Annotated in this window: 16 protein-coding genes; 11 read left to right on the forward strand and 5 right to left on the reverse strand. The window is 63.4% G+C overall.

The window, feature by feature from the left end; genetic code table 11:
• The coding region (locus BGI01S_RS27880; RefSeq protein WP_042329669.1) for a DUF802 domain-containing protein at positions 1-1424 on the reverse strand (1424 nt) is incomplete at its 3' end.
• Between the two features lie 10 nt (positions 1425-1434).
• Complete coding sequence (locus BGI01S_RS27885; protein ID WP_042329637.1) at positions 1435-2193, reverse strand: DUF3348 domain-containing protein; 759 nt, start codon at positions 2191-2193, stop codon at positions 1435-1437.
• Positions 2194-2720: 527 nt separating this feature from the next.
• Here BGI01S_RS27885 and BGI01S_RS27890 point away from each other — a divergent pair.
• The 5 genes from BGI01S_RS27890 (at position 2721) to BGI01S_RS27910 (ending at position 9357) form a co-directional block, all read left to right on the forward strand.
• Positions 2721-3953 (forward strand): NAD(P)/FAD-dependent oxidoreductase, encoded by a 1233-nt coding sequence (locus BGI01S_RS27890; protein ID WP_042329638.1) that lies wholly within the window; start codon positions 2721-2723, stop codon positions 3951-3953.
• A gap of 185 nt (positions 3954-4138) precedes the next feature.
• Complete coding sequence (locus tag BGI01S_RS27895) at positions 4139-5122, forward strand: aldo/keto reductase (protein ID WP_042329639.1); 984 nt, start codon at positions 4139-4141, stop codon at positions 5120-5122.
• Positions 5123-5576: 454 nt separating this feature from the next.
• Complete coding sequence (locus BGI01S_RS27900; protein ID WP_042329640.1) at positions 5577-7826, forward strand: TonB-dependent receptor; 2250 nt, start codon at positions 5577-5579, stop codon at positions 7824-7826.
• 11 nt (positions 7827-7837) lie between these two features.
• On the forward strand, positions 7838-8677 hold the full coding sequence (locus BGI01S_RS27905) for a tetratricopeptide repeat protein (protein ID WP_042329641.1): 840 nt from the start codon (positions 7838-7840) through the stop codon (positions 8675-8677).
• Positions 8674-9357, forward strand: coding sequence for a Fe2+-dependent dioxygenase (locus tag BGI01S_RS27910; RefSeq protein ID WP_042329642.1), 684 nt, complete (start codon positions 8674-8676; stop codon positions 9355-9357). Before BGI01S_RS27905 ends, BGI01S_RS27910 begins: the two co-directional genes overlap by 4 nt.
• Before the next feature lie 82 nt (positions 9358-9439).
• Here BGI01S_RS27910 and mctP read toward each other — a convergent pair whose 3' ends face one another.
• Entirely contained in the window at positions 9440-10921 is a 1482-nt protein-coding gene (gene mctP, locus BGI01S_RS27915; protein ID WP_042329643.1) for a monocarboxylate uptake permease MctP, read from the reverse strand.
• Positions 10918-11115 (reverse strand): DUF3311 domain-containing protein, encoded by a 198-nt coding sequence (locus BGI01S_RS27920; RefSeq protein WP_042329644.1) that lies wholly within the window; start codon positions 11113-11115, stop codon positions 10918-10920. The genes mctP and BGI01S_RS27920 overlap by 4 nt, the downstream gene beginning before the upstream one ends.
• A 294-nt stretch (positions 11116-11409) precedes the next feature.
• Between BGI01S_RS27920 and BGI01S_RS27925 the strand changes: the two genes are divergently transcribed.
• On the forward strand, positions 11410-12825 hold the full coding sequence (locus BGI01S_RS27925; RefSeq protein WP_042329645.1) for a cache domain-containing protein: 1416 nt from the start codon (positions 11410-11412) through the stop codon (positions 12823-12825).
• Entirely contained in the window at positions 12822-13469 is a 648-nt protein-coding gene (locus tag BGI01S_RS27930; RefSeq protein WP_042329646.1) for a response regulator, read from the forward strand. The genes BGI01S_RS27925 and BGI01S_RS27930 overlap by 4 nt, the downstream gene beginning before the upstream one ends.
• Before the next feature lie 73 nt (positions 13470-13542).
• Here the strand turns inward: BGI01S_RS27930 and BGI01S_RS27935 are convergent, their stop codons facing one another.
• Positions 13543-13932, reverse strand: coding sequence for a hypothetical protein (locus BGI01S_RS27935; protein WP_042329647.1), 390 nt, complete (start codon positions 13930-13932; stop codon positions 13543-13545).
• A 449-nt stretch (positions 13933-14381) separates the two neighbouring features.
• Between BGI01S_RS27935 and oxlT the strand changes: the two genes are divergently transcribed.
• The 4 genes from oxlT to BGI01S_RS27955 all read left to right on the forward strand — a co-directional run bounded on the left by oxlT (position 14382) and on the right by BGI01S_RS27955 (position 19329).
• Positions 14382-15713 carry an oxalate/formate MFS antiporter gene (gene oxlT / locus BGI01S_RS27940; RefSeq protein ID WP_042329648.1) on the forward strand — a complete coding sequence of 444 codons (1332 nt, stop codon included), beginning with the start codon at positions 14382-14384 and terminating at the stop codon, positions 15711-15713.
• Positions 15714-15777: 64 nt separating this feature from the next.
• Positions 15778-17520 carry an oxalyl-CoA decarboxylase gene (gene oxc, locus BGI01S_RS27945; protein WP_042329649.1) on the forward strand — a complete coding sequence of 581 codons (1743 nt, stop codon included), beginning with the start codon at positions 15778-15780 and terminating at the stop codon, positions 17518-17520.
• A gap of 25 nt (positions 17521-17545) precedes the next feature.
• The gene (gene frc / locus BGI01S_RS27950) at positions 17546-18796 is read left to right on the forward strand and encodes a formyl-CoA transferase (protein WP_042329650.1); all 1251 of its coding nucleotides are present in this window, start codon (positions 17546-17548) and stop codon (positions 18794-18796) included.
• Between the two features lie 101 nt (positions 18797-18897).
• Complete coding sequence (locus BGI01S_RS27955) at positions 18898-19329, forward strand: PAS domain-containing protein (RefSeq protein WP_042329651.1); 432 nt, start codon at positions 18898-18900, stop codon at positions 19327-19329.
• Positions 19330-19357 lie beyond the last annotated feature (28 nt).

Raw genomic sequence — 19357 nt, forward strand, 5'->3', positions numbered from 1 at the left:
GTTTGTGCACCCGACTGCTCCCACTGCTCGCTCAACTTGCTCGCCATCGCCCCGAACGTCCCGCTCCAAACCGCCAGCCGCTCTTCGTCGCGCGAAACCAGTTCCGTTTGCAACTCCGTATGCGACTGCCCGACCGTCCGCACCAGCGACGCCGCATGCTGCTCGAAGCTCGCCGCGGCCATCGCCAGCGCTTGCTGATTGTTCGCCGCGAGCTTTTCGCCGACGCTCTCCTGCCGCGCCAGCGCCGCCTGCCATGCTTGCGACACCCCGCCCGCCGTTTCGTCCAGACGCGCGGACACATCGGCGAGCAACGCCGCCGAGCGTTGCTCGAACGTTTCGGCGGCGCGCTCGACCGACGTGCGCAGTTGCGCGGTCAGCTCATCGCTCGAACGCTGCTGCTTGGCCAACGCGTTGTTCCAGATGTCGGCGACGTTCGCGCTGGTCGCCGCAAAGCCGCTCGACAGTCCGTCGAGTTGCCGCTGCACCGCCTGCGATACTGTCTCGTGCAACGCCGCCGACTCGCGCGCGAGACCGGCCAGCGTCGCTTCCATGACAGGCTGCAACGCGGCGCCCGCAGCGCGCGCGCTGTCGGCGACGCTGTCCTTCAACGACCGTTCGACAGCGCCGGCCAGACGCAGATAAGCGGCCTCGGTCTTGCCATGGAACGCGTCCTGGCTCGCGAGTTGCCGCTCGTGCGACGCGACGCTCTGCTGTTCGAGCGCCGCCATCATCGTTTGCAAGCGATCGACCAGCGTCGGCATCACCTCCGCCTGGCGCTGCAGCAGTCGGAAGCTTTCCTCGCGTTGATGGCTCTGCGAATACACGCGCAGGCTCGTCGCGATTTTCATGTCGAGCATCTGCGCTGCTTCGAGCCGCTCGCGGCGATACAGCGCGGACAACAGCCCGAGCATCGCCGAGGTGGCCACGCCCGCAATCGACGTGCCGAACGCAAACCCCAGCCCCTTGACCGGCGCCGCCAGCGAAGCGCGGATCGCCTGCAAGTCCGTCGCGCTCTCCAGCGCGATGCCGGTGCCGCGCAACGTCGCCACCATGCCGAGCAGCGTGCCCAGCATGCCGAGCAACACCAGCAGCCCGACGAGATACGGCGTCAATGCCGGACCCGGCAACGCGACGCGCTCGCCCTCGATGCGCAAGCGCGCCGCGTTGCGCAGACTCGGATGCAGCGGCTCAAGCCACGCGGCGAGCCCCGGCGGCGGCCCGGATAAGCCCGCGACCGCGCGCGTCAGCGTGCCCGTCGCCTGGCTGTAGCGGCGCAGTTCGAGCGCGCCCGCCACGTAGCATGCGCCGATCAATAACGTGACGGCCAGCGCCAGCGGGTTCGAACCGACATAGCTGGCGGCGATCCAGCAGGCAGCGGCCAGACCGGCCAGAAACACAACGAGATCAATACGATATCTGGACATAGTGTCCCAGTTAGCGGGTGCGAAGAGCGGCGAGCAACCCTTCGACCGGTTGAAAACGAACTTCCAGTTCGGCAAGCAGGACGCTCTGCATATCCTTGCGGAACACGTCCAGCCATGCGCCGGGCGTGACCGGCGCGGCGTCTATGGAAGCCTCTGCTGTCTCCGGCGCGGCAAGCGCCTGCTGCTCGGCTGCGCGCAAACGCTCGAAGTGCCCGGCGAGCAGGCCGGGCACCGAACCCAGCAGATTGCGCTCGCGCTCGCCCAGGGCACGCTCCATCACCGCGTCGACCACCGCAAGACGCGCCATCGCGGGCGTCCGCGTGGCAAGCATGCCGCGCAGACGACCGCGCAGCGTGCCGACCGCGGTTTCCATCGACTGCTGGATCGCGACGTAGCGCTGACGGAACAGCGCGTAATCCACCGGCGCGTCGAGCGGCGCGCTTTGCGCCGGCGTGTGCGCGGGCGCATGTGCACGGCGCCGCGCGGCGGCGAACACGCTGTCGCCGGCCACGGCCTTCGTGAGCGAGCTGCGCACGCGGACGCACTCGTCCTCTTCGGCGCTGCCGAAACTGCGCGCTGCCGCGGCGACCGCGGGCGGATTGCCGTTCAGCGCCGACGACAGCGCGATCGCGTCCGTCCAGCCGAGCCACTGGCTAAGCCGGTCCGACAGCGATTGCCTGGATTCGGGGACATCGACATCCGCCAGACGAGCCAGCAGGCGAATAAGCGCCGGGCCGCTGGGAGCTGTGCGCTGGGGGGCTTGCACCATACCACCGGAGACAAAAAAGTCGCCAGTTTACACGGTGGCGGGACGGGGGTCGGTGTCGGGCGATTCGCGGAGTGTTCGGGCAAGGTGTTTCGACGGGCCTGACGCGCTTTTCCAGCGTTCCGTCAGGGGGTTTTCCGTTGTTCGTGCGGGTTGAGTCTTTGATTCCTACAGCGTGTTTCCTGATGCCCTTCAGCAGAACTGCTTCATCTCGTCATTCGGCTGGGCATCCGCCTAGCGATGCAATGCCCGTTATGCGTTGAACGTTCGCGGCGAACTCGAAGCCACCCGATGAACAAGCGGTTCCCTGTAAGATGAAACCCGCTTCGCGGGCAACATCGAAGCACAGCGCTTCATCAAGACCGCCTGCAAGACTGCAACACGAAAAAGTCGGCGAGGACGCCTGGAAGAAAGGCAGACCACCGCGCGATGCGCGTCCGTATCCGTTTGCATCGCCTATCCGCGAGGCCCGCACGCGAACCCGCGGACACCTTCAAACACAGTGACTTCAAGCGAGGCAAACACGCAGCATGAAATTCGATACCGTCGTGCTCGGCGCGGGCATTGTTGGGGTGAGTGTCGCCGTGCATCTGCAGAAACGCGGGCGTCAGGTGGCGCTGGTCGACCGCAAATTGCCCGGCAATGAAACCTCGTTCGGCAACGCGGGGCTCATCCAGCGCGAAGGCGTTTATCCGTACGCGTTTCCGCGCGGACTCGGCACATTGCTGCGCTATGCGCGCAACCAGTCGCCGGACGTTCGCTACCATGCCGACGCCATGCTCAAGACCGCGCCCTTCCTCTGGCAATACTGGCGCAACTCTCATCCGGCCCGACATGCCGAGATCGCGAAGTCGTACTCGACGCTGATCGAACACTGCGTGAGCGAACACCGCGCGCTCGCCGCCGCTGCCGGCGCGAGCGCGCTGTTGCGCCCGATCGGCTGGATGAAGGTGTTTCGCAGCGCCGCCGTGCAGGACGCGGAAACGCGGCTCGCCGAGCGGTGGCATCGCGAGTACGGCGTCGCGTTCGAAGCGCTCGACCCGTCCCACCTCCAACAGATGGAACCCGATCTCGACCGGCACTTGCGAGGCGGTTTGCGCTACCCCGAGTCCGATTCGGTCAGCGATCCCAATGCGCTCGTCACCGCGTACGCGAAGCATTTCGAAGCGCTGGGCGGGCGCTTTTTTATCGGCGACGCGGACACGTTTCGCGAAGGCTGGCAGGTCGATACCGAAGCCGGCACCGTCACTGCGGCAACGGCCGTCGTTGCGTTGGGGCCTTGGTCCGATCGAGTGAGTTCGCGGCTCGGCTATCTCGTGCCGCTCGCCGTCAAGCGCGGATATCACATGCATTACGCGCCGCAGCAGAACGCCCGCCTGAATCATCCAGTGTTGGATGTGGAAAACGGCTATCTGCTGGCGCCGATGGCGCGCGGCATCCGCCTCACGACCGGCGCTGAAATCGCGCGGCGCGATGCAGCGAAAACGCCGACGCAACTCGCCGCGGTCGAGCCGATTGCGCGCACGCTGTTTCCGCTGGGCGAGCGTCTCGACGCCGAACCGTGGATGGGAGGCCGCCCCTGCACGCCGGACATGATGCCGGTCATTGGCCCCGCAAAGCGGCATGCGGGCCTGTGGTTCGCGTTCGGCCATGCGCATCACGGACTGACGCTGGGGCCGGTCACCGGCCGGCTGATCGCCGAAATGATGACCGGCGAGCCGACCCTCGTGAATCCGCAGCCGTTCCGCGTGGAACGGTTCTAAACGTCGCGGGCGTTCGGCGCGCGCCGGGCATAGATGAATCCCACTCATAACCCCATGCCGTGCCGGGCGTATTGTTGAACAACAGCCCCAGCCCTAAGCTTGACTCCCTGAACCTCACGCGACGCGTGAGTCCTGGCATCGACCACAGGACTCGCGCCCGCGCAATCCGTCAAGGAGCAAACAGCATGCAAAAACGCAAACTGGGCAATAGTGGATTGGAAGTGTCGGCGATCGGACTCGGCTGCATGGGCCTGAGCTTCGGCTATGGACCGGCCGTCGAGAAGTCCGCGGGTATCAAACTGATTCGGTCCGCCTTCGAGCAGGGCGTCACGTTCTTCGACACCGCCGAGTGCTACGGCCCGTTCACGAACGAGGAACTGGTCGGCGAAGCCGTGCAGCCGTTTCGCGACCAGATCGTGATCGCCACCAAATTCGGCTTTCAGGACGGTGATTCGAAGAAGCCGCTCGACAGCCGTCCCGAGCGAATCCGCGCGGTCGCGGAAGCGTCGCTCAAGCGCCTCAAAACCGATCGCATCGACCTGTTCTACCAGCACCGCGTCGATCCGGACGTGCCGCTCGAAGACGTCGCCGGCGCCGTCAAGGATCTGATCCAGCAGGGCAAGGTGAAGCACTTCGGCATGTCCGAAGCGGGCGCGGCGTCGATCCGCCGCGCGCACGCGGTGCAGCCTGTGGCCGCGTTGCAAAGCGAGTATTCGTTGTGGTGGCGCGAGCCCGAACAGACCGTGCTGCCGACGCTCGAGGAACTGGGCATCGGCTTCGTGCCGTTCAGTCCGCTCGGCAAGGGCTTCCTGACCGGCGCGATCGATACGAACACCACCTTCGACAAGACCGACTTCCGCAATATCGTGCCGCGTTTCTCCGAGGAAAACCGCAAGGCCAACGCGGGGCTCGTCGAGGTGCTCGGCCGGATCGCCGACGCGCGAGGCACGACGCGCGCGCAGATCGCGCTGGCCTGGCTGCTCGCGCAAAAGCCGTGGATCGCGCCGATTCCTGGGACGACGAAGTTGCATCGCCTGCAGGAAAACGTGGGCGCGGCGGCGGTCGAACTGTCGGCCGGCGACCTTGCCGCAATCGAGACCGCGCTCGAGCGGATCAAGATCGTGGGCGACCGTTATCCGGCTCACTTGCAGCAACGCGTCGACCGCTGACGTCGCGGTACAAACCATCCGTCGGCGTATCTGGCCCCGCATCGCGGGACGCCGGCGGGTTGTTATCCGCGCGAAAGGAATCGGCCGAGCTGGGCTTCCGAATACGCTCGTCGAGCGCTGAATTTCCTTCCCGTATCGCCCCGGTAATGGGGGCCGAACCGCTCGACTTCTGCCTCCCGTTGCTTCTTTCGCACACAAAAAAAAAAGCCTCGGCATTGCGCAGTATGGCCAGTAAATGCCCGATATTTTCCCACAACTATCGCGATTGTCGTCTAAACCAATCGGATTCACATTTCCCAGACCCACTGCACCGCCAACTTTCTCATTGAGAACGCTTCTCAATTACCCCGTAATTACATAGAATGCGATCCGCAATCACTTTGTAATAAACATGGAATACACGGGTAAGGTCACGGTGCCTGCCTGCGGCTTCCAGAACCTACGGGATAAGAAAATGAAGTTGCGGTCCGACGAACCGAAGCTCGGCAAAATCAGCACCACGCTGTGCAGCATGTTGGCTGCCGGCCCCGCCCTCGCGCAGGGCACCGCGGGCACCGCGCCGCCTGACAGGGAGGGCCAACTGGCAGCTATCGCCGTGCAAGGTCAGACGGACGACGGCTTCAAAACGGACCAGTCGGCCTCGGTCAAATTCACCGCGCCGTTGCTCGATACGCCGCGCTCCGTGACCGTTATCCCGCAAGAACTGATTCAGAGCACCGGCGCGTCGACGCTGACCGAAGCGCTGCGCACCGTGCCGGGCATCACGTTCGGCGCGGGCGAAGGCGGCAATCCGCTCGGCGACCGTCCGTTCATCCGCGGCTACGACGCGCAGGGCAGCACCTTCGTCGACGGAATGCGCGATGTCGGCGCGACCACCCGTGAAGTGTTCAACATCCAGAGCGTCGAAGTAACCAAGGGCGCGGACGGCGCCTTCGGCGGCCGCGGCGGCGCGGGCGGCAGCATCAACCTGATCACGAAGACCCCGCATCTGGGCAACTCCGCCGACGGCAGCGCAGGCCTCGGCACCGACCGTTATCGCCGCTTCACCGCGGACGGCAATTGGCAAATGGCCGATCACGCGGCATTCCGCCTGAACGTGATGAGCCACAACAACGACGTGGCCGGCCGCGACGCGGTCAACAACGAACGCTGGGGCATCGCGCCGTCGTTCACCTACGGTCTCGGCACGCCGACCCGCGTGACGGCGAGCTACTACCATCTGCAGACGGACGACCTGCCCGATAGCGGTATTCCGTACTACTACACGACCACCAACAAGCCGGCGAACGTCAACACGATCTATCCGGCGAACGTGGACCGTCATAACTTCTACGGCCTGATCGACCGCGATTTCCGCAAGACGACGTCGGATGTCGGCACGGTGCGTGTCGAGCACGACATCAACAGCAATCTGACGATCCGCAACACGACGCGCTACACGAAGTCGGCGCAGGACTACATCTGGACCCAGCCGGATGACAGCCAGGGCAACGTGGTGAACGGCATGGTGTGGCGCCGCGCGAATACGCGCGCGAGCGACGTCTACAGCCTCGCGAACCAGACCGAACTGTTCGGCGAGTTCAACACGGGTTTCCTGAAGCACAGTTTCACGACCGGGCTCGAAGTATCGCGCGAAACCAGCGTGAACGACTCGTACACCGTGGCCGCGGCGACCGGGGCGATCTGCAGGACCAACGGCATCGGCGCGGCGTCGAACTATAACTGCACGAGCTTGTGGACGCCCAATCCGAACGGCCCGTGGGCCGGTTCGGTCAGGCAGACCAACGATCCGAGCGAGCAGCGCACCACCACCAAATCGCTGTACGCGTTCGACACGATCGAGCTGACCAAACGCTGGCAGGCCAACGTCGGCCTGCGCGTCGACGATTATTCGACCGACTTCCGCAACACCGTCGCCAACGGCGCGGGGCGCGTCTCGCGCGACGATACGCTGTTCAACTACCAGTTCGGCCTCGTCTTCAAGCCGGCGTCGAACGGCAGCATCTATACGTCGATTTCGACCTCGTCGACGCCGGCCGGCTCGCTGCTCGGCCAGGGCAGCGAAACGCAGTCGCTGACGCCCGGTCGTGGCGGCATCGGTGCGAACGCGGCTGATCTCTCGCCGGAAAAGAACCGCAGCATCGAGCTCGGCACCAAGTGGAACGTGCTGAACAACAAGCTCTCGCTGACCGGCGCGATCTTCCAGATCGACACGACCAACGCACGCGTCACGCTGCCGGATAACTCCTACGCGATGGTCGGCAACAAGCGCGTACAAGGTTTCGAATTCGGCGTGGCGGGCCAGTTGACGAACAAGTGGCAAGTGTTCGGCGGCTACACGTACCTGAAGAGCGAGTTGCGCGACAACGGCAAGACCACGTCGGATAACGGCCACCAGTTCCCGAATACGCCGAAGAACAGCGTCAGCCTGTGGACCACCTACGACGTGCTGCCGAAGTTCACGATCGGCGGCGGCGCGTTCTACATGTCCCAGGTTTACGGCGACACGGCGAATCTGCGCGCGGTGCCCTCTTACTGGCGCTTCGACGGCGTGGCGACGTACCGCGTCAACAAGCATGTCGACCTGCAACTGAACGTGCAGAACATCTTCAACCGCACGTACTACGACCAGGCGTATGCGTCGCACTATGCGTCGATCGCGCCGGGACGCTCCGCGTTCCTGACGCTCAACGCGCACTACTAAGCATCCGCCCGATGGAACAGGTGACGTTGAAGGCGTTGGCGAGCGTGTCGCACGACGAGCTCGCCGCGATTCTCTCCGGGCCGCCGGCCCAGGCCGCCGCCTGGGTGGCGGCGGCCGCGCATAACGGCATCGTCGAAGCGCAGGCCGTATATGGGCAGTATCTGCTCGACGGGCACGGCGTGGAGCGCAATGCGGAAGAAGCGTTCACCTGGTTCAGGCACGCGGCGCGGCGCGATCATCCGATGGCGATGAACATGCTGGGCCGCTGCTATGAACATGGCTGGGGCACGGCGGCGTGCGCGCCGGTTGCGGTCTACTGGTATCGGCTCGCGGCGCGGGCCGGACTCGACTGGGGCATGTACAACTACGCGTCGGCATTGGCGCTCGGCAACGGCGTCGAGCGCGATCGCGCGGAGGCGTTGCAGTGGTTCCGGCGCGCCGCCGAACTCGGGCACGCGAAATCGCTGAACTTCGTCGGCAGCTTTTACGAAGACGGCTGGGTGGTCGGTGCGAACGCGAACATCGCGCTCGACTATTACCGGCGCGCGGCGGAAGGTGGCGACTTCCGCGGTCAGTTCAATTACGCGCGGCTATTGGCCGAACGCGGCGAAATCGATCACGCGCTGCGATGGTTGCAGCGTGTGCCGCAAACGGCGACGCCGGTGTTCATCGCGAAGATGCAGCGATGGCTCGCGGCTTCACCGATGAGCGCGTTTCGCGCGCTGGGTGAAGAGATCGACGCGCGCATCGTCACAGCGAGCGCCACCAAGCACATCACCAGCAACACCATGGCAAACGGCACCACGCAATATAACGCCGCGCCGCACCCCGCACAGGAATCACGCGCATGATGCTGCATCTGCAAGGCGTCCTCGACAAACAGCAGGTCGCGCAATGTCGCGAAGTACTCGACGCGGCGCAATGGATCGACGGCAACGCGACTTCCGGCATGCAGTCGGCGCAGGCCAAACGCAACCAGCAACTGCCCGAGGGATCGCCCGCGGCGCGCGCGGTCGGCGATGCGATTCAGGACGCGCTCGGCGTGAACGCGCGCTTCTTCTCCGCGGCGCTCCCGCTGAAGGTATTCCCGCCGCTCTTTAACCGCTACGCAGGCGGCGACGGTTTCAACACCCACGTGGACAACGCGATCCGCCTGTTGCGCGGCACCAATTTCCGCATTCGCAGCGATCTGTCGGCCACGCTGTTTCTCGCCGAGCCGGACACGTACGACGGCGGCGAACTCTGCGTCGAGGATACCTACGGCGTGCATCGCGCGAAACTGCCGGCCGGCGACATGGTGCTCTACCCCGCTTCGAGCCTGCATCATGTGGGTCCGGTCACGCGCGGCGTGCGGGTCGCATCGTTCTTCTGGATTCAGAGCATGGTGCGCGACGACGGCGAGCGCACCATGCTGTTTCAACTCGACAACGACGTGCAACGTCTCGCTGCGGAGAAAGGCTCGAACGATCCTACCGTGATCAGCCTCACCGGCATCTATCACAATCTGCTACGTCGCTGGGCCGACGCCTGACACGAAGCGGCACATCGCCGCCGCAATAAAAAACGCCGCGAAGCAAAGGCTTCGCGGCGTTCTAATCAGACAGACACAACGTTCAGGCCGCAGCCACCGCACGGCGCGGCGTCACCACCGACACCGCGAACGTCACGACGATATTGGCCGCCAGCGCAATCAGGCCGATATACAACGGATAAGCCGTCGCGCCGAGATGCAGCGCATACACCGGCTTGAGCCCTTGCGACATCGCGAGCCCGGTGCCGATTACAATCCCAACCAGCCAGCCGAGGAACAGGCCAGGCGTGTTCAGGCGACGCGTGTACAGCGAGAACACGATAGCCGGGAAAATCTGCAGGATCCACACGCCGCCGAGCAGTTGCAGGTCGATCGCGTACTGCGTCGGCAGGAACACGATGAACAGCAGCGCACCGAACTTCACGACCAGCGAAACGATCTTCGCGGTGGACGCCTCGCCCTCGGGCGAAATATTCGGCGACACCAGCGGACGCCACAGATTGCGCGTGAACAGATTCGCCGCGCCGATCGACATGATCGCAGCGGGCACCAATGCGCTGATCGCAATCGCCGCGGCCGCGAAACCGACGAACCACTGCGGGAACAGCGTGCCGAACAATGCCGGCACCACGTCGGACGCCGACTTGACGTTCACATCAGCGGCAATCGCCATATAGCCGAGCAACGCGATCAGACCCAGCAGCAACGTGTACGCCGGCAGGAAGATCGCATTCTTCTTCACCGTCTTCGCCGACGCGGACGACAGCACCGCCGTCATCGTATGCGGATACATGAACGCCGCCAGCGCCGAACCCAACGCGAGCGAAGCGAACGCGGTGAACTGCCCCGGATGCAGAATGATGCCGGTCGCGCCGCCCTTGGCCTTGAAGTGCGCATCGGCCGCGTCGAACACGTGCGCGTAGCCGCCGAGCTTCGCCGGAATCAGCCAGATCGCCGCGATCACGACGATATAGATCATGATGTCCTTCACGAACGCGATCATCGCCGGCGCGCGCAGGCCGCTTGCATACGTATAGAGCGCGAGAATCACGAAGGCGACGATCAACGGCATTTCGCCACTCACGCCGAGCCCCTTGATCACCACCTGCATACCGACCAGTTGCAGCGCGATATACGGCATCGTCGCGACAATGCCGGTCAGCGCGACCGCAGCCGGGAACCACTTGCCGCCGTATTCGCCTTGTACGTAGTCCGCCGCCGTGATGTGGTTCTTCGCGTGCGCGACCTTCCACAACTTCGGCATCACCGCGAACACGAACGGATAGACGATGATCGTGTACGGCAACGCGAAGAAACCATATGCGCCGACCGAGTACACCAGCGCGGGCACCGCGATCACCGTATAAGCGGTATAGAAGTCGCCGCCCACGAGGAACCACGAAATGATCGTGCCGAACTGCCGCCCGCCAAGACCCCACTCGTGCAATTGCGTCAGGTCGCCCCGTTTCCAGCGCGCGGCGAAAAAGCCGATCACGGTGACGAGCACGAAGAACGCGATGAACACGGTCATCGCAACCGGATTCACGGGATTCAGATCATTCATTTGACACCTCGATACACGATGTAAATCAGCAGCGAGGTCAACGGCACCCAAAGAAACTGATACCAGTAGAAGAACGGAAAGCCGAACAGCGGCGGATGCGTGTCGTTATAGAACGGCAGCCACAACAACGCGATATACGGGATCAGCAGAATGAGCCAGAGCCATGAACGGCCGGCGGATGGGGAGGTCTCCACGAACTTCTCCTAAGTCTATTATCGACACCGCGCGTCATGGCTCGTGGCCCGCCGCGCGGAATACCGGTGATCTGATATTAGGCAAAAAAACCGGATGCAGGCGTCTCCCGCCTGCTTGCGGAACTGCCGGGGCGGCCCGGCGCATTCCACGACGCGGATCGCCGCGCGCAATGGGCCGCCGCGCGCGGGTTCCCGCGGGGATGTAGTATTCGCCTTCGTGAGCGTCCTCACAAGCGCGCAACTACGTAAGCCGGCTACGTAATACTACGTAGCCCGTCGGCTGTTTTTTCAACGATGAAACTCAAAGCAAAGATTGTCCTGCTGGCGATCGTGCCCTTCCTGGCGGCCATCGCCAGCATCGAAACCGGCGTACGCCGCGAAGCCACATCGCTCGCCGAAACGCAGCACGCGACCACCCAGGCCGCGTACATGGCGAGCAAGGAAATTGAGCTCAAGCATTACGTCGAGCTTGCGACCACCGCGATTGCGCCGCTGTACGACGCCGGCCGCGACAATGCGCGCGACGACGCGTTGCTGCGCACCCGCGCGCTCGATGTGCTGGAGAAAATGGATTTCGGCAAGGACGGATACTTCTTCGTCTACGACATGCACGGCCGTACGCTGATGCATCCGCGCGAGCCCGATCTGGTCGGACGCGATCTGTGGGCGCTGCGCGACAGCCAGGGCGCGCCGACGATCCAGCAACTGCTGGCGGCCGCTGCACGCGGCGGTGGCTACGTGCGCTATTTGTGGCACCGTCCGTCGACCGGTAAGGTCGCATCGAAGCTCGGCTACGTGGTGCCGCTCGAACGCTGGGGCTGGATGATCGGCACCGGCATCTATCTCGACGACGTCGACACGACGCTCGCGCATATCGACGCGGGCGCCGCGGCCAACATCGATCGCACGATGAAGTGGATCGACGCAATCGCGGTGGCCGGGCTCGCGGTGATCGCGCTGTGCGCGCTGGTACTCAACGTCAGCGAGTACCGCAGCGCCGACGCGAAATTGAAGCGGCTTGCGCAACAAGTGGTCGAGTCGCAGGAAAACGAACGCGCGCGTTTGTCGCGTGAATTGCATGACGGCATCAGCCAGATGATGGTGTCGGTGAAGCTGCTGCTCGAATCGGCGCTGGCGCGCTTCGAGCGCAGCGAGGCGCGGGTGCCCGCCGCCGAAGCCGCGCTCGCCACCAGTCTCACGCGGCTCGGCGATACGTTGCGCGAAGTGCGGCGCATCTCTCACGCACTCCGTCCGTCGATGCTCGACGACCTCGGCGTCGCGGCCGCGCTGGAGCAACTGACGCGCGAACTCAGCGAGCAGTCCGGCATCGAGATCGGCTTCACGCAGATCGCGCACACGCATGCGGCGACGCTCCCCGACCCGGTCAACACCGTGCTGTTTCGCATCGCCCAGGAAGCGCTGACCAACATCGTGCGCCATGCGCAGGCGTCGAGCGCGGCACTGGCGCTCGAAATCTCGCACGACGCCGTCACGCTGACGATTGTGGATAACGGACGCGGCTTCGACGTGACGCACGCTTTTGTCGGCCGACGCTCGGGCGTGGGTCTGCGCAATATGCGCGAGCGGCTCGAAGCGCTGGGCGGCACGTTGTCGCTCGCGTCGCAAACCGGCCATACCGTCGTCGCCGCGCGCGTGCCGCTTGAAACATCCGAGGCGGCCTTGCCGCCGCTGCAGGAAATGCGCTCATGAACGACACCTCCCCCACCCTCGCGCGCCTGCTTCTCGTCGACGATCACCCGCTCGTGCGCGACGGTTTGCGCGCGCGTCTCGAAGCGGTGCGCCACTTCGAAGTGGTCGGCGAAGCGGGCAACGCGCAGGAAGCACTCGCGCTCGCCGAGCGCGAAACCCCGCATCTGGTGCTGATGGACGTCGGCATGAACGGGATGAACGGCATCGCGTTAGCGGGCCTCTTTCATGAACGCTTTCCGGCGATTCGCGTGCTGATGCTGTCGATGCATGACAACCTCGAATACGTGACCCAGGCGGTACGCGCGGGCGCGGGCGGCTACGTGCTCAAGGATTCGCCTGCCACCGAAATCATTCAGGCGATCGGCGCCGTGCTCGACGGCAAGACCTTTTTCAGCGCGGGGCTCGGCGCCCGGCTGATTCAGGCATCGGCGACGCAATCGCCGGTCGAGCGTCTCACACCGCGCGAGCGGGACATTCTCGACGCGCTGGCCGAAGGCCTGTCGAGCAAGCAGATCGCTCAACGCAACGATCTTTCCGTTCGGACCGTGGAGACGCATCGGCTGAATCTGAAGCGCAAGCTCGATATCGAAGGCCAGGCGGAGTTGATCAAGTTCGCGGTGGAGAACCGGCGCACGAAACGGTGAGGCGGTGACGCGATCAAGCGCTCGGCGCCGCGTGGCCGTCCCGCAGCCGGCACGCCTTACCGCGCAGCGCCGTCTACGCGCCAGCCAGTCCCGGCAGCTCCATTTCATACGACATGCGTTCAGACCGGCGGCTCGTCTGGGCTTGATGTGGCACGTGGCTCGCAAGCGGCGCACTTTCGACGCGCTTCTGTAAGCGCGCCGGACAGCGGGCGTTCTTCCTCTCGAGAATCGCGCGGCTCAAAAACTCGGCGCTATAGGCTTTCAGCAGGTGCGCGTGATGCGCTTCGATGTACGCCGCAATCTGCTCCCGCTCACCGTCGATCATGGCGAGCGACGTCAGCATCTGCTCGTCCCAACGAAAGCGCAGGCCGAGTTCGTCGAAAGCGGCGTTATAGGCACAAAGCTGCGCCTGGACTTCCACGTCGTGCGCGCTGTCGCGAGCAGGGATTTGAGAGGGGTTCATGGTCGCCTCCTTCCGGCAATTGGCATTGACCAAGAGTAGAAGAGCCCATGAATAAACAATAGTTAAAATTTTTCCGAAAAACTATAGTCTTTTGTTTATACATCCGATTGCCGTTGCGACCGCGACCATGGAAGGCACCTCTTCTCGCAGTTCACGATCAGGCCCAGGTCAAAAGGGTAGACCCTTATATTACGGATGCCTAATACAAACCATAAAATGTTTTAACTTTCGTTTATCGCTGATCTCGCGCAGCATCCCCTCACACACGCTGCATCTTCAATAGCTTTCACTCCAGCTGTTGGCCGTTCAGCGCGCAAGGTTTTTCGTTTACTGCAGTTCCCTCTGGCCGACCATTGGCGCTTCATTGCCCGCAAGCAAACGGCGGCGAAGCGATTCGATCACGTAAGTTCAACGCGCCACTCGAGCGCGGCGGAACAGGAGACGGAGACATGGGACATTCCAACGTATTGGAAGGCGGCCGCGCACCATTCTGGCAGCACCGGTGGGTGCAACTCGCTATCGGCATCGTGTGCATGGGGCTCGTCGCGAATCTGCAGTATGCGTGGACGCTGTTCGTCGTACCGATGGACAACAAGCACCATTGGGGTCAAGCGGCGATCCAGACCGCCTTCACGATCTTCATCGTCACCGAAACCTGGCTCGTTCCGGTCGAGGGGTGGCTCGTCGACAAGTTCGGGCCGCGCCCGGTGGTGACCGGCGGCGCGCTGTGCGCCGCGCTCGGCTGGGTCATCAACGCGCACGCGACCAGTCTCGTCGAACTGTACATTGCAGCCGTCATCGCCGGCATTGGCGCGGGCTGTGTATACGGCACCTGCGTCGGCATGGCGCTCAAATGGTTTCCGGACAAACGCGGTCTTGCAGCCGGGTTGACCGCGGCGGGTTTCGGCGCCGGCGCGGCCGTCACGGTGATACCGATTGCCAACATGATCCAGCGTTCGGGCTACGAGCACGCGTTCATGTTCTTCGGCATTTTCCAGGGTGTCGCCATCCTGCTGCTCGCCATGATGCTGGTGCGGCCGAAGCCGCCCGCCAACGCGATCCCGGCTAAACGTATCGTCGCGAGCAAGATCGACTACACGTCCCGCCAGATGATCCGCTCGCCGCTGTTCTGGGTGCTGTATTTCATGTTCGTCTTCGTCGCAGCCGGCGGCATCATCGCGACCGCGCAGCTTGGACCGATCGCGAAGGAATATGGCTTTGCCAGGCTGCCCGTGAATCTGCTCGGCATCACGCTGCCCCTTCTCACGATGACGCTGTCGATCGACAATCTGTGCAACGGACTCACCCGTCCGCTATGCGGTTTTCTGTCAGACCGCATCGGCCGCGAAAACACGATGTTCATGATCTTCCTCGGCGAAGGCGTCGCGCTGCTGGGGCTGATGCAGTTCGGCCACAACCCGTACGCGTTCATGTTCTTCGCAGCCGCCGTCTTCCTCTGCTGGGGCGAGATCTTCTCGATCTTTCCCGCGACTTGCGCGGACACGTTCGGCAGCAAGCACGCCGCCGCGAATGCGGGGACGCTTTACACCGCGAAGGGGACGGCCGCGATGCTGGTGCCGGTCGCCTCGCTTCTGTCCGCGAACGGTGGATGGAGCACGGTGTTCATCTCGGCGGCAGTGATATCGATCGCGGCCGCCGTCTCCGCGAAGTTCATCCTCGCACCCATGAGAAAGCGCTGGATCGAAAACTCGGGCGCACCAGCCAGCGTCACCGTTGCCGAACCAAGGTTGCAGCCGTGGTCCGGCGGCTCGTCCGAATAAAAGCCAGCGTGAGCGCGCCGCTCACGCCCAACCACACAACGCCCCGTCACCAAGGAGAGATGTCATGGCAGAAGCCGATCAGTCCACAACAGAAGACACGTTGAAACAACAGGCGACCGAAACGACCGACGGATTCCATCTCGTCATCGATGCGTTGAAGCTGAACGACATCGATACCATTTTCGGACTGGTCGGCATCCCCATCACCGACCTGGCGCGACTGGCACAAGCGGAAGGGATGCGTTTCATCGGCTTTCGTCACGAGCAGCACGCAGGCAACGCAGCCGCCATTTCCGGCTACATCACGCAGAAGCCGGGCATTTGCCTGACCGTGTCGGCACCGGGCTTTCTGAACGGCCTGACGGCGCTCGCCAATGCAACCACCAACTGTTTCCCGATGATTCTGATCAGCGGCTCTAGTGAACGCGAAATCGTCGATCTGCAGCAGGGCGATTACGAGGAAATGGATCAGTTGAACGCGGCCAAGCCTTACGCGAAGGCCGCGTATCGTGTGTTGCATGCGGAGGACATCGGCATCGGCGTCGCGCGTGCGATTCGCGCTGCCGTGTCGGGCCGCCCCGGTGGCGTGTATCTGGACTTGCCCGCCAAGCTGCTCTCGCAAACGCTCGACGCCGTGAAGGCACAGCAGTCGCTGGTGAAAGTCGTCGACGCCGCGCCGCGTCAGTTGCCCGCGCCGGAATCCGTCAAGCGCGCGATCGAGGTGCTGAAAAGCGCCAAACGTCCGCTGATCCTGCTCGGCAAGGGCGCGGCGTACGCGCAGGCCGACGCGGAGATCCGCGGCTTCGTCGAGCAAAGCGGCATTCCGTATCTGCCGATGTCGATGGCCAAGGGTCTGTTGCCCGACACGCATGAGCAATCGGCGTCGGCGGCGCGCTCGTTCGTACTGCAGGAAGCCGACGTGGTCGTGTTGATCGGCGCGCGTCTGAACTGGCTGCTCTCGCATGGCAAAGGCAAAACGTGGGGCGGCGAGCCAAAGCGATTCGTCCAGGTCGATATCTCGCCGACGGAAATCGACAGCAACGTCGCGATAGCCGCGCCGGTCATCGGCGATATCGGTTCATGCGTGGCGGCGCTGCGTGCCGGCATCGATGCGAGCTTCCGCAAACCGGACGCCGAATGGCTCGGCGCGATCGCCGCGCGCAAAAACAAGAATCTCGCGAAGATGGCCGAGACACTCGACAAGAACCCATCGCCGATGAACTTCCACAGCGCATTGCGTGCGATTCGCGATGTGCTGAAGACGCGCCCAGATATCAACGTCGTCAACGAAGGCGCGAATACGCTCGACTACGCGCGCAGCATTATCGACATGTACGAGCCGCGCAAACGCTTCGATTCGGGCACGTGGGGAATCATGGGAATCGGCATGGGCTTCTCGATCGGCGCGGCGGTCACGACCGGCAAACCGGTTGTCGCGATCGAAGGCGATAGTGCATTCGGATTCAGCGGGATGGAACTCGAAACGATCTGCCGTTACGAGCTGCCCGTGTGCACGATCGTCTTCAACAACAACGGCGTGTATCGCGGCACCGACGTGAACCCGACCGGCGGCAAGGACGTTGCCCCGACCGTATTCGTGAAGGGTGCGCGTTACGACAGGATGATCGAGGCGTTCGGCGGCGCCGGTTATCACGTGAGCACCCCGGAAGAACTGACGAACGCGCTGCAAGAAGCGATCGCATCGGGCAAGCCGAGCTTGATCAACGCCGTCATCGACGAAGCAGCCGGCACCGAGAGCGGCCGCCTGACCAATCTGAATCCGCAAAGCGCGGCAATGAAAAAGTAATCAGCGTAACTACGGAGATATCGACATGAGCAAACCTCTCGAAGGCATCAAGATCATCGACTTCACGCACGTTCAGGCGGGTCCCGCGTGCACGCAGTTGCTCGCGTGGTTCGGCGCCGATGTGATCAAGGTCGAAAGACCCGGTTCCGGCGACGTGACGCGTAACCAGTTGCGCGATATCCCCGATGCCGATGCGCTGTATTTCACCATGCTCAACAGCAACAAGAAGTCGCTGACGCTGGACACGAAAAAGCCCGAAGGCAAGGAAGTGCTCGAAAAGCTGATTCGCGAATCCGATGTTCTGGTCGAGAACTTTGGCCCGGGCGCGTTGGACCGGATGGGCTTTTCGTGGGAACGTCTGAACGAACTCAATCCGAAGATGATCGTCGCTTCGGTGAAGGGCTTCAGCGACGGCCATCACTACGACGACCTGAAGGTCTATGAAAACGTCGCGCAGTGCGCGGGCGGCGCGGCGTCCACCACCGGCTTCTGGGACGGCCCGCCGACCATCAGCGCGGCGGCGCTCGGCGACAGCAACACCGGCATGCATCTGGCGATCGGCATTCTGACCGCGCTGCTCGGACGCGACAAAACCGGTAAAGGCCAGAAGGTCGCCGTGTCGATGCAGGACAGCGTGCTGAACCTGTGCCGCGTCAAATTGCGTGACCAGCAACGGCTGGAACGGGTCGGCTATCTGGAGGAATACCCGCAGTATCCGCACGGTGAATTCAGCGACGTGGTGCCACGCGGCGGTAATGCGGGTGGCGGCGGTCAGCCGGGATGGGTGCTCAAGTGCAAGGGCTGGGAGACGGACCCGAACGCCTACATCTACTTCACGATTCAGGGCCACGCGTGGGAACCGATCTGCAAGGCGCTCGGCAAACCCGAGTGGATCGATGACCCAGCGTACAAGACCGCTGAGGCGCGTCAACCGCATATCTTCGAGATCTTCAAGACGATCGAAGCGTGGCTCGCCGACAAGACCAAATTCGAAGCGGTCGACATTCTGCGCAAGTTCGACATTCCGTGCGCACCGGTGCTGACCATGAAAGAACTCGCCAACGATCCGTCATTGCGCGCGAGCGGCACGATTGTCGAAGTGCCGCATAAGAAACGCGGCTCGTATCTGACGGTAGGCAGCCCAATCAAGTTCTCGGATATGAAGCCGGAAGTCACCGCGTCGCCGCTGCTCGGAGAACATACGGACGAAGTACTGGCAAGCCTTGGCTACAGTCAGCAGGACATCTTCAATCTACGCGAGGTCAAAGCAGTCTGACGGTGTCACGCAGGACAGCTTCAGGTTCTGGCGTGCCGATGCGGCGCCTGTGAAGGCGCCGCATTCGATTCAACTCTGCGTTTTCACTTTGGAGGAGCGCCGTGCAAACCGCCATCGACTTCCAGCAACTCGCCAACGCAATCGGCGACGCGATCATCATCTCCGATGCCGGCGGCAGCATCACTTTCTGGAACCCCGCGGCCGAACGCATGTTCGGCTTCACGCAAAGCGAGGCGCTCGGAAAGTCGCTGGATCTGATCATTCCGGAACGCCTGCGCGGCCGCCACTGGGACGGCTATCACAAGACCATGGCGACAGGCGAAACCCGCTACGGCAATGACGTGCTGCGTGTGCCCGCCGTGGATAAGAACGGACGATCGATGTCGATCGCCTTTACCGTCGCGCTGCTACATTCGCCGCAAAACGAACTCACCGGCATCGTCGCAGTGGTCCGGGACGAAACCGCGCGCTTCCAGGAGGATCGCCTGTTACGCAAACGTCTTGCGGAACTGGAAGCATCGGCTGGCGCGTGAGCGGCCGCGATGGCCGTCGTCGCGTTTT

Origin of the sequence: Paraburkholderia ginsengisoli NBRC 100965, assembly GCF_000739735.1 — a bacterium.
GTDB classification, from domain to species: Bacteria; Pseudomonadota; Gammaproteobacteria; order Burkholderiales; family Burkholderiaceae; genus Paraburkholderia; species Paraburkholderia ginsengisoli.